The organism is Streptomyces sp. NPDC029138, from assembly GCF_055564375.1.
The window spans coordinates 43,815-54,470 of the sequence record NZ_JBVHWM010000070.1; the positions used below are offsets into that span (position 1 = coordinate 43,815).

Sequence of the window (10,656 nt, forward strand, 5' to 3'; positions counted from 1 at the left end):
GATCATGTCGAGGACGACAAGCGTGGGAGGTAGGTACGTGAGCAACGCGCTGTTCCGGACGAAAAACGTCGAGCAGTCCATCCTGGACACCGAGGAACCCGAACATTCGCTCAAGAAGTCACTGACCGCCCTTGATCTGACCGTGTTCGGCGTCGGTGTCATCATCGGCACCGGCATCTTCGTCCTCACCGGCACGGCGGCGAAGAACACCGCCGGCCCCGCCGTGGCCCTGTCCTTCGTCGTGGCCGGTGTCGTCTGCGCGCTCGCCGCCCTCTGCTACGCCGAGTTCGCCTCCAGCGTCCCCGTGGCGGGCTCCGCCTACACCTTCTCCTACGCCTCGCTCGGTGAACTCCCCGCCTGGATCATCGGCTGGGACCTCGTCCTCGAACTGGCGCTCGGCACGGCGGTGGTGGCGGTCGGATGGTCCGGGTACATCGCCTCGCTGCTGGACAACGTGGGCTGGCACATGCCCGCGGCCCTCTCCGGCCGGGACGGCGCCACCGGCTTCGGCTTCGACATCCTCGCCGCGGCCCTCGTCCTGGTGCTCACCGCCATCCTCGTCGTCGGTATGAAGCTGTCCGCGCGGGTCACCTCCGTCGTCGTCGCGGTCAAGGTGACCGTGGTCCTCGTCGTGATCATCGCCGGTGCCTTCTTCGTGCACGGCGGCAACTACGAGCCGTTCATCCCGAAGGAGCAGCCCGCTCAGGCGAGCGGGAACCTGAACGCCCCCCTCATCCAGTTGATCTTCGGCTGGGCACCCTCCGACTTCGGCGTCATGGGAATCTTCACCGCGGCGTCCGTGGTCTTCTTCGCGTTCATCGGCTTCGACGTCGTCGCCACCGCCGCCGAGGAGACCCGCAACCCGCAGCGCGACGTCCCGCGCGGCATCCTGGGCTCCCTGATCATCTGCACCACCCTGTACGTCGCCGTGGCGATCGTCGTCACCGGCATGCAGAAGTACAGCGCGCTGTCCGTGAAGGCGCCCCTCGCCGACGCGTTCAAGGCCACCGGGCACCCGTGGTACGCGGGCCTGATCAGCTTCGGCGCCGCCGTCGGACTGACCACGGTGTGCATGATCCTGCTGCTCGGCCAGTCCCGGGTCTTCTTCGCCATGAGCCGCGACGGGCTGCTGCCCCGCTTCTTCTCGCACACCCACCCGCGGTTCCGCACCCCGTACCGGTCCACCATCCTGCTCGGCGGGATCATCGCGATCGTCGCGGGCTTCACCAGCCTCAGCGAACTCGCCGAACTGGTGAACATCGGCACGCTGTTCGCGTTCGTCGTCGTCGCCCTCAGCGTCATCATCCTGCGCAGGACCCGCCCGGACCTGCACCGCGCCTTCCGCACCCCGTGGGTCCCGATCGTCCCGATCCTGTCCGTGTGCGCCTCCCTGTGGCTGATGCTCAACCTGCCCGCCGAGACCTGGATCCGGTTCGCCATCTGGATGGTCATCGGCTTCTTCGTCTACTTCCTCTACGGCCGCTCGCACAGCCGCCTCGGCCGGCACGAGGAGACCACGGTCAGCGAGGTCATGCGCCCGCCGCACGGAACCGAGTAGCCCGCACACTCGCGCCCCGGCCCCGTATGTCCCGCTTCGGCTGGGACGGCGGGGCCGGATAGCGTGCGGACCATGCTCGCCGCCCCGCTCGCCCCCGCACGGACCACGGTCACCCGGACGGCGTACTGGGCGCGACTGCTGCCCCTCCTGGCGGCCCTGGCCTGCGCCACCCGGATGCCCTCCTTCCGCCGGCCGCTGTGGAATCCCGACGAGGGCTTCCTCGCCGTACAGGCACGGCTGCTCGCCCAGGGCGGGGAGCTGTACGACACGGTCGTGGACCGCAAACCGCCGCTGCTGCCCTGGCTCTACCAGGCCGCGTTCGCGCTCTGCGGCTCCGGCTCCCTGACCCCGCTGCGGGTGCTCGCCGTCCTCGCCCAGCTGCTCACCGCCGCCCTGCTGGCCTCCCTGGCCCGCCGCCGCTGGGGCGACCGCGCCGGGCGCACCGCCGGGGTGCTGTACCTGCTGGTCTCCGTCGGGCTCAACCCCGAGGACGCACAGGCCGCCACCTTCGAGGTGTTCATACTGCCCTGGACGGCCGCCGCCCTGTGGTGCGCCGACCGGGGACGCTGGGGAGCCGCCGGGGCCGCCGTCGCCGCCGCGTTCCTCACCAAGCAGACCGGCGGCGCGGTCCTGCTGCCGGTGGCCTGGCTGCTGCACCAGCGGGGCGGCACCCGCGCGGGCCTGCCGTGGCTCGCGGCCGGCTGCGCCGCACCCGTGCTCGGCGCGGCCCTGGCGACCGACCCGGCCGGTTTCCTGTTCTGGACGGTGACCGGCTCCGCCGCCTACGCCTCCGTCACCGGCTCCGAACTCCACGTCCTGGCCCGCGCGCTGACCAACGCCGCGATCCTGGCGGTGGCGTCGGCGGGGCTGATCCCGCCGGTCGTACGGGCCCTGCGCGGCGCCCGCGCCGGTGCGGCCGAGGTGTGGCTGTGGCTGTGGCTGGCCTCGTCGGCCGTCGCCGTGGCCCTCGGCTGCCACTTCTTCGGCCACTACTACCTGCAACTCACCCCGCCGCTCGCCCTGCTGGCCACCGCGGCGCTGCATGTCCTGCCCCGGGACGGGCACGTGGCCGCCGTGCTCACCTCGGCCTGCTGCTGCGCCCTCTTCGTCGGCTGGGGCCTGTTCGCCCCGCGCCCCGAACTCGCCCACGCCGAACGGCTGGCGGCGGCCCTCGCGCACCGCACGGCACCCGCCGACCGGGTCCTCGTCTGGGGGATACACCCGGAGACGTACTGGCTGGCCGGCCGCACCCCCGCCACCCGCTACCTCACCGCGGGCCTGCTCACCAACTACAGCGGCGGCCGGGACGGCCCCCAGGTCGGCGAGAAGTACGCCGTCGCCGGCGCCTGGCCCGTCTTCCGGCGGGAGATGACCGCACAGGCCCCCGCCCTGGTCGTCGACGACTCCCGCGGCGAGCCGTACGCCCCTGACCGCCTCCCCACCCTGCACCGCCTCCTGACGGCGGGCTACACGGAGGTGGCCAGAGTCGACGGCGCGGTCCTGTACGCCCGCACGCCGACGGGCTGACGGAGGCCTGCCGGCGTCAGGGACGGGGTGCAGATGGGCTGGCGGGGGCTTGCTGGCGTCTGGGATGGGGTGCCGACGGGGTAGCGGGGATCTGCTGGCGTCCGTGGCGGGGTACCGCGGGCTGGCGGAGGCTTGCCGGCGTCCGGGATGGGGTGCCGTTGGGTTGGTGGGGGTCTGCTGGCGTCTGGGGCGGGGTGCTGACGGGTTGGTGGGGGTCTGCTGGCGTCTGGGGCGGGGTGCCGTTGGGTTGGTGGGGGTCTGCTGGCGTCCGGGATGGGGTGCCGATGGGTTGGTGGGGGTCTGCTGGCGTCTGGGGCGGGGTGCCGACGGGCTGGTGGAGGCCTTCCGGCTCCCGGACGGGGTGCCGACGGGGCAGCGGTGGTCTCGTGGGCTCCAGGACCGGGTGCCGGCTGCCGGTGGGACAGGGGTGGACCTCCCTGTCACCGGGGTCGGGCAGGAGCACCGGGGGCGGGCAGGGCCGGTCAGTCCAGGACCGTGCGCGGGCCGGTCACCTCCGCGCCGAGGTCCGTCACCCGGCGGCGCAGTTCTCGGTCGGCGGTCACCACCAGGCGGGACCGGTCGGCGTTCTCGGCGGTCAGCTCCACGATCCGGTCGTCCCCGCTGCCCGCCGCCGACTCCACCCGCACGCCCGGCACGGACGCCACGCCCCGGGCCGCGCCCTCCACCACGAGCACGATCTCCACGGGCCCCGCGTGCCCGGGCAGGCCCTCGCTCGCCAGCCGGTCCCGCAGCCGCTCGGCCGCTCCCCTGCGGTCCCGCCACCAGCCGTCGGGCCGCGAACCGACGACGTTGGCGCCGTCCACCACGACGAGCAGAGGGGAGCGGGAGGAGTTCACGGGGTCGAGGGGGTCGGTCATGGACCCCAGGGTCCCATGCCGCGTGACCGGGGGCCGGCCCCGGTGCCGGTCCCGAGCGGCTTAAAGTGAACCGGTGAACGGCGACTGGCTCCTACGCGGCCGAGACGGCCGGCTCAGTGTCTACCAGCTGTCGGGCGACGCCGTCCTGTGCCGGGCGGAGCGCGGCCCCGGCGGCCCCTGGTCCGCCCCGCGCAAGGTCGGCGGCGAGCAGAAACTGCACACCGTCCTGGCGGTCGGCCAGGGCGCCGACGGCTATGCCCACCTGGTCTCCTGGCGACCCACCGTCAAGGGCGAGGCCGGACTGGTGCACTCCACGCACTTCCGCCCGCATCTGGCGGCCCTGGACTGGAATCCGATCGGCCACCCGAACAAGAAGGGCGACCGCACCGGCACGCCCGCCGTCGCCGTGGACGCCCAGGGCCGCGCCCATGTCTTCGTCCGCAACAAGGGCGGCGGTGTGAGCCTGCTCGCCCAGAAGGAGAAGGGCGGCTGGGACCCCTGGCGGGACCTCAAGGGCAAGGAGGTCCAGGACGGACTCGCGGCGGTGACGGGGGAGTCCGGCAGGGTCGAGCTGTACGCGGCCGTCCCGCAGGGCCTGCTGTACTGGCGTCAGGAGGAGCCGGGCGCCCAGCCCGTGCTCCAGGAGGCGCTTCAGGCCCCGGTCCGCCCGGGCACCCTGCGCGCCCTGGCCACCTCCCCGGACCGTACGACCGTCTTCTACACCGACACCTCCGGCGACCTGTGCGCCTGGCGTCCGGGCGGCAAGCCGGTCACCGTGCTGCCCGCGGCCGGCCCCGGCCCGGTGTCGGCGGTCCGCTGTGACCTGGACGGCCACGACTGCACCCTGCTCGTCCAGCGGACCGCGAGCCGCCGGGTCGCCTTCGCCGCCTATCCGACCGAGGGGGAGTCGGCGGGCGCCTGGTGGACCGAGTCGGGCCCCGAACTCCCGCTGGACGCGCTGGTGTCGCTCGCGACGGACGAGGAGGGCCGGGTGGTGGCGGCAACGTCGTCCCCGTCGACCGGACGGCTCCTGCTGACCCGGCGCAAGGACGAGCCGGGGCTGGCGCTGGAGGCGTGGCGGGAGATCTGACACACGGAAGGGCCCCCACCGCGGTGGGGGCCCTTCGTACATCACCTGGTGTTACGCCGGGACGCTCGCCAGGCCCGGAGCCAGGAACCGCTTGCCGTTGACGCGCTCGCTGACGCCCTCACGGTCCAGGTACGGCGTGATGCCGCCCAGGTGGAAGGGCCAGCCGGCGCCCGTGATCAGGCACAGGTCGATGTCCTGGGCCTCCGCGACGACGCCCTCGTCGAGCATGAGCCCGATCTCCTGCGCCACCGCGTCCAGCACCCGCGCCCGCACCTGCTCCTCGGTCAGGACGACATCGCCCTGCTCCATCAGCGCGGCGACCTCGGGGTCCAGCTCCGGCTTGCCGCTGTCGTAGACGTAGAAGCCGCGCTTGCCCGCCTCCACGACCGCCTTGAGGTTCGGGGAGACCTTGAAGCGGTCCGGGAACGCGCCGTGCAGCGTCTCGGAGACGTGCAGACCGATGGCGGGGCCGACCAGCTCCAGCAGCACCAGCGGGGACATCGGCAGGCCGAGCGGCTCGACGGCCTTCTCGGCGACCTCGACCGGGGTGCCCTCGTCGATGACGTTCTGGATCTCGCCCATGAAGCGGGTCAGGATGCGGTTGACGACGAACGCCGGGGCGTCCTTGACCAGCACCGCGGTCTTCTTCAGCTTCTTGGCGACGGCGAACGCGGTCGCGAGGGAGGCGTCGTCGGTCTTCTCGCCGCGGACGATCTCCAGCAGCGGGAGGACGGCGACCGGGTTGAAGAAGTGGAAGCCCACGACCCGCTCGGGGTTCTTCAGCTTCGACGCCATCTCCGTCACCGACAGGGACGAGGTGTTGGTGGCGAGGATCGCGTGGGCCGGGGCGACCGCCTCGACCTCCGCGAACACCTGCTGCTTGACGCCGATCTCCTCGAACACGGCCTCGATGATGAAGTCCGCGTCGGAGAAGCCCTCCGCCTTGTCCAGGACACCGGTCACCAGCGCCTTGAGGCGGTTGGCCTTGTCCTGGTTGATCCGGCCCTTGCCGAGCAGCTTGTCGATCTCGGCGTGGACGTAGCCCACACCCTTGTCGACGCGCTCCTGGTCGATGTCGGTCAGCACGACCGGCACCTCCAGGCGGCGCAGGAAGAGAAGCGCCAGCTGCGAGGCCATGAGGCCCGCGCCGACCACGCCGACCTTGGTGACCGGGCGCGCCAGGTTCTTGTCCGGGGCGCCGGCGGGACGCTTGCCGCGCTTCTGCACCAGGTTGAACGCGTAGATGCCGGCGCGCAGTTCGCCGCCCATGATCAGGTCGGCGAGGGCCTGGTCCTCGGCGTCGAAGCCCTGCTGGAGGTCCTCGTTCTTGGCGGCGGCGATGATGTCCAGGGCGCGGTAGGCGGCCGGGGCCGCGCCGTGCACCTTGGAGTCCGCGATGAACCGGCCCTTGGCGACGGCCTGGTCCCAGGCCTCGCCGCGGTCGATCACCGGGCGCTCGACCTTGACGTCGCCCTTGAGGACCTGCGCGGTCCAGATCAGCGACTGCTCCAGGAAGTCGGCGCCCTCGAAGATCGCGTCGGCGATCCCGAGGTCGAAGACCTGCTGGCCCTTGAGCTGCTTGTTCTGGTTGAGCGAGTTCTCGATGATGACCGAGACGGCCTTGTCGGCGCCGATCAGGTTCGGCAGCAGCGTGCAGCCGCCCCAGCCGGGCACCAGGCCGAGGAAGACCTCGGGCAGCGAGAACGCCGGGATCGCCTTGGAGACGGTCCGGTAGGCGCAGTGCAGACCGACCTCGACGCCGCCGCCCATGGCGGCACCGTTGTAGTAGGCGAAGGTCGGCACGGCCAGCCCCGCGAGGCGCTTGAAGACCTCGTGGCCGCCCTTGCCGATGGCGAGCGCGTCGTCGTGCTTCTTCAGCAGCTCGACGCCCTTGAGGTCGGCGCCGACCGCGAAGATGAACGGCTTGCCGGTGATGCCGACACCGACGATCTCACCCTCGGCCGCCTCCTTCTCGACCTGGTCGATCGCGGCGTCGAGGTTCGCCAGCGACGCGGGGCCGAAGGTGGTCGGCTTGGTGTGGTCCAGGCCGTTGTCCAGCGTGATCAGCGCGAAGCGGCCCGCGCCGAAGGGGAGGTCGAAGTGGCGTACGTGCGCACTGGTGACGACCTCGTCGGGGAACAGGTCCGAGGCCTGCTTCAGAAGCTCGGCGGTGGTGCTCACTTGTCCCCCTCGAAGTGCGGGTTCTCCCAGATGACCGTCGCGCCCATGCCGAAGCCGACGCACATGGTGGTCAGGCCGTAGCGGACGTGCGGCTGCTCCTCGAACTGGCGGGCCAGCTGCGTCATCAGACGGACGCCGGAGGAGGCCAGCGGGTGGCCGAAGGCGATGGCGCCGCCGTACTGGTTGACGCGCTCGTCGTCGTCCGCGATGCCGTAGTGGTCGAGGAAGGCCAGCACCTGTACGGCGAAGGCCTCGTTGATCTCGAACAGGCCGATGTCGGAGATGGACAGGCCCGCCTTGGCGAGGGCCTTCTCCGTGGCCGGGATCGGGCCGTAGCCCATGACCTCCGGCTCGACGCCCGCGAAGGCGTACGACACCAGGCGCATCTTGACCGGCAGGCCGTTCTCGCGGGCGAAGTCCTCGCTCGCGATGATCGACGCGGTGGCGCCGTCGTTCAGACCGGCCGCGTTACCGGCGGTGACCCGGCCGTGCACGCGGAACGGCGTCTTGAGGTTCGCCAGGTTCTCCAGGGTGGTCCCCGGGCGCATCGGCTCGTCGGCGGTGACCAGACCCCAGCCGGTCTCCCCGGCCTCCGGGCTGGTCCGGCGCACCGAGATCGGCACCAGGTCCTGCTGGATCTTGCCGTTGGCGTACGCCTTGGCGGCCTTCTCCTGCGAGCGCACGGCGTACTCGTCGGCGCGCAGCTTGGTGATGTGCGGGTAGCGGTCGTGCAGGTTCTCCGCGGTCATGCCCATGAACAGGGCCGACTCGTCCACCAGCTTCTCGCTCACGAACCGCGGGTTCGGGTCGACGCCCTCGCCCATGGGGTGGCGGCCCATGTGCTCGACGCCACCGGCGATGACGGCGTCGTAGGCACCGAAGGCGATCGAACCGGCGGTGGTCGTCACGGCGGTCAGCGCGCCGGCGCACATGCGGTCGATGGAGTAACCGGGCACGGACTGCGGCAGACCCGCGAGGATGCCGGCGGTACGGCCCAGGGTCAGACCCTGGTCACCGATCTGGGTGGTCGCGGCGATGGCGACCTCGTCGATCTTCTTCGGGTCCAGGCCGGGGTTGCGGCGCAGCAGCTCCCGGATCGCCTTCACGACAAGGTCGTCGGCGCGGGTCTCGTGGTAGATGCCCTTCGGGCCCGCCTTGCCGAACGGGGTGCGGACGCCGTCGACGAAGACGACGTCCCTGACGGTACGAGGCACGATGGCTCTCCTCCTGTGCGGGATGGCACTGCTGCGTTGCGCTGAGCGCGCGCTCAGGATCCATGCTACTTACGAGTAACGTGACTGCCCAGCCCTCTGAGCTGGAGCGGTGAACGTCACACCCGTACGCCGGGCCGTGGACCGCCCCGAAAGGGGCGCGGGGCCCTGCGCGACCGGCCCCGACGCGGCGGCGGCCTCGAACGGTGCTCACCGAGGCGGCGCCGTCGAGCCCCTCGGCGTCAGCACCGGAGTAGGGACCGGGTGCGAACCCGGCCCGTCCCCAGTGATCGCGCCGAACAGTGTGCCGTTCTCCGCGAACACCTCGCTGGCCGGTGTCTCGGTCCTTCCGCTTCAAGAAGCTGGTGGTGGCCCTGTTCCTGCTGGCCGCGCTGGTCCCGGGGGTGACCACCCAGGTGGCCACCTTCCAGATCGTGACCGGCTTCGGGCTCTTCGACACCCGCTGGGCGCCGATCGTGCGCTCGATCCCGGTCTCCCTGGACGAGGCGGCCCGGCTGGACGGGGCGAACGCGTTCACCGTCTACCGCCGGATCATCCTGCCGCTCCTGAAGCCGGCGACCGCCACGGTGGTGACCGTGAAGGGGATAGCCGTCTACAACGACTTCTACGTCCCCTCCTCTACATGCCGTCCCAGGATCTTGGCGTGATCTCGACGTCCCTCTTCCGGTTCCGCGGCCGCTACGGCGCCCACTGGGAGATCATCTCGGCAGGCACGGTCCTGGTGATCCCGCCGACCCTGGTCGTCTTCCTCGCACTACAGCGGTTCATCCACAACGGCTTCGTGCGAGGAGCGACGAGGTGACGTCTCTCAGGCGCCCTTCACCGACAGCGCGTCCACCAGCACCGGCGTGACCAGCTCGATCTGCCACGGCCGCGCGCCGTACCCGGCCAGCGCGGCACCCACGGACCTCTCGTCGGGAGAGGCGGGCGGCTCCCAGCAGATCCGCCGCACCGTGTCCGGGGAGATCACGTTCTCCTGAGGCATGGTGAGCCGCTCGGCCAGCGCGGAGACCCCCGCCCGGGCCGCGGACAGCCGAGCCGCCGCGGCCGGGTCCTTTTCGGCCCAGGCACGGGGCGGCGGCGGCCCGGTCACCGGCTGCCCCGGCTGCGGCAGCGCACTGTCGGGAAGGGCCTTGGCCCGGTCCACCGCGGCCTGCCACTGCTCCAGCTGCCGCCGCCCCATCCGGTGCCCGAACCCGTTCAGCCCGGCGAGGACGTGCACATTGCCCGGCAGGGCCAGCGCCGCCTCCACGATGGCCGCGTCGCTCAGCACCTTCCCCGGCGACACGTCCCGCCGCTGCGCGATCCGGTCCCGCGTCTGCCACAGTTCGCGCACGACCGCGAGCTGCCGGCGCCGCCGCACCTTGTGCATCCCGGACGTCCGGCGCCAGGGGTCCTTCCTCGGCTCGGCCGGCGGCGCGGCCGCGATCGCGTCGAACTCCTGGAGGGCCCACTCCAGCTTGCCCTGCCGGTCCAGCTCCTTCTCCAGGGCGTCCCGCAGGTCGACGAGCAGCTCGACGTCGAGCGCCGCGTACCGCAGCCAGGGCTCGGGCAGCGGGCGCGTCGACCAGTCGACGGCGGAGTGGCCCTTCTCCAGGACGAAGCCGAGGACGCCCTCCACCATGGCGCCGAGACCGACCCGGGGGAAGCCCGCGAGCCGGCCGGCCAGCTCGGTGTCGAACAGGCGGGTCGGGATCATGCCTATCTCGCGCAGGCACGGCAGGTCCTGGGTGGCCGCGTGCAGCACCCACTCGACGCCCGACAGAGCCTCGCCGAGACCGGACAGGTCCGGGCAGGCGACAGGGTCGATCAGCGCGGTCCCGGCGCCCTCGCGGCGCAGCTGCACCAGATAGGCGCGCTGGCCGTAGCGGTAGCCGGAGGCGCGCTCGGCGTCCACGGCGACCGGGCCGGTGCCGGCGGCGAAGGCGGCGATCACCCGGTCGAGGGCCGCCTCGTCGGCGATCACGGGCGGAATGCCCTCGCGCGGTTCGAGCAAAGGAGTCGGCGCCCCCATGACAGAAGAACCCGCGTCGTCCGGAGGGGTGCCTCCGGTGGTGCGCAGGGAACTGTCTGCTGCGGTGTCTTGGGCGTCGGTCACCTGTCAAGGGTATCCGTGTGTGGACCGGGGGGGGGGGGGGGGGGGGGGGCGGGGGGGGGGGGGGGGGGGGGGGGGGAAAACCCCCCCGCGAG

7 protein-coding genes and 1 pseudogene are annotated in these 10,656 nt (G+C 72.1%); 4 read left to right on the top strand and 4 right to left on the bottom strand.

What is annotated here, in order from left to right; translation table 11 throughout:
* The first annotated feature begins 37 nt into the window (after positions 1 to 37).
* Both ACZ4WH_RS36295 and ACZ4WH_RS36300 read left to right on the top strand, forming a co-directional pair.
* Complete coding sequence (locus ACZ4WH_RS36295; protein ID WP_468188914.1) at positions 38 to 1,558, top strand: amino acid permease; 1,521 nt, start codon at positions 38 to 40, stop codon at positions 1,556 to 1,558.
* A gap of 72 nt (positions 1,559 to 1,630) precedes the next feature.
* Positions 1,631 to 3,085 carry a glycosyltransferase family 39 protein gene (locus ACZ4WH_RS36300; protein WP_468188915.1) on the top strand — a complete coding sequence of 485 codons (1,455 nt, stop codon included), beginning with the start codon at positions 1,631 to 1,633 and terminating at the stop codon, positions 3,083 to 3,085.
* A 482-nt stretch (positions 3,086 to 3,567) separates the two neighbouring features.
* Here ACZ4WH_RS36300 and ACZ4WH_RS36305 read toward each other — a convergent pair whose 3' ends face one another.
* Entirely contained in the window at positions 3,568 to 3,963 is a 396-nt protein-coding gene (locus ACZ4WH_RS36305) for a PIN domain-containing protein (protein ID WP_468188917.1), read from the bottom strand.
* A gap of 73 nt (positions 3,964 to 4,036) precedes the next feature.
* On the opposite strand from ACZ4WH_RS36305, the gene ACZ4WH_RS36310 reads away from it, so the two are divergent.
* A complete protein-coding gene (locus ACZ4WH_RS36310; protein ID WP_468188919.1) occupies positions 4,037 to 5,053 on the top strand; it encodes a PLL family lectin in 1,017 nt (338 codons plus the stop codon).
* 51 nt (positions 5,054 to 5,104) lie between these two features.
* Here the strand turns inward: ACZ4WH_RS36310 and ACZ4WH_RS36315 are convergent, their stop codons facing one another.
* Both ACZ4WH_RS36315 and ACZ4WH_RS36320 read right to left on the bottom strand, forming a co-directional pair.
* Positions 5,105 to 7,234: a 3-hydroxyacyl-CoA dehydrogenase NAD-binding domain-containing protein gene (locus tag ACZ4WH_RS36315; RefSeq protein WP_468188921.1), complete on the bottom strand. Its 2,130-nt coding sequence runs from the start codon at positions 7,232 to 7,234 to the stop codon at positions 5,105 to 5,107.
* Positions 7,231 to 8,448 (bottom strand): thiolase family protein, encoded by a 1,218-nt coding sequence (locus tag ACZ4WH_RS36320; RefSeq protein ID WP_468188923.1) that lies wholly within the window; start codon positions 8,446 to 8,448, stop codon positions 7,231 to 7,233. The genes ACZ4WH_RS36315 and ACZ4WH_RS36320 overlap by 4 nt, the downstream gene beginning before the upstream one ends.
* Positions 8,449 to 8,792: 344 nt before the next feature.
* Between ACZ4WH_RS36320 and ACZ4WH_RS36325 the strand changes: the two are divergent.
* Positions 8,793 to 9,268: pseudogene (locus tag ACZ4WH_RS36325) on the top strand (carbohydrate ABC transporter permease); the annotation flags it as partial.
* A 6-nt stretch (positions 9,269 to 9,274) separates the two neighbouring features.
* Here ACZ4WH_RS36325 and ACZ4WH_RS36330 read toward each other — a convergent pair.
* On the bottom strand, positions 9,275 to 10,564 hold the full coding sequence (locus ACZ4WH_RS36330; protein WP_468188925.1) for a ribonuclease D: 1,290 nt from the start codon (positions 10,562 to 10,564) through the stop codon (positions 9,275 to 9,277).
* Positions 10,565 to 10,656 lie beyond the last annotated feature (92 nt).

Excerpts from the sequence above, each read along its gene's own strand:
- ACZ4WH_RS36305 (WP_468188917.1), bottom strand. The coding sequence starts at position 3,963 with ATGACCGACCCCCTCGACCCCGTGAACTCCTCCCGCTCCCCTCTGCTC.
- ACZ4WH_RS36300 (WP_468188915.1), top strand. The coding sequence starts at position 1,631 with ATGCTCGCCGCCCCGCTCGCCCCCGCACGGACCACGGTCACCCGGACG.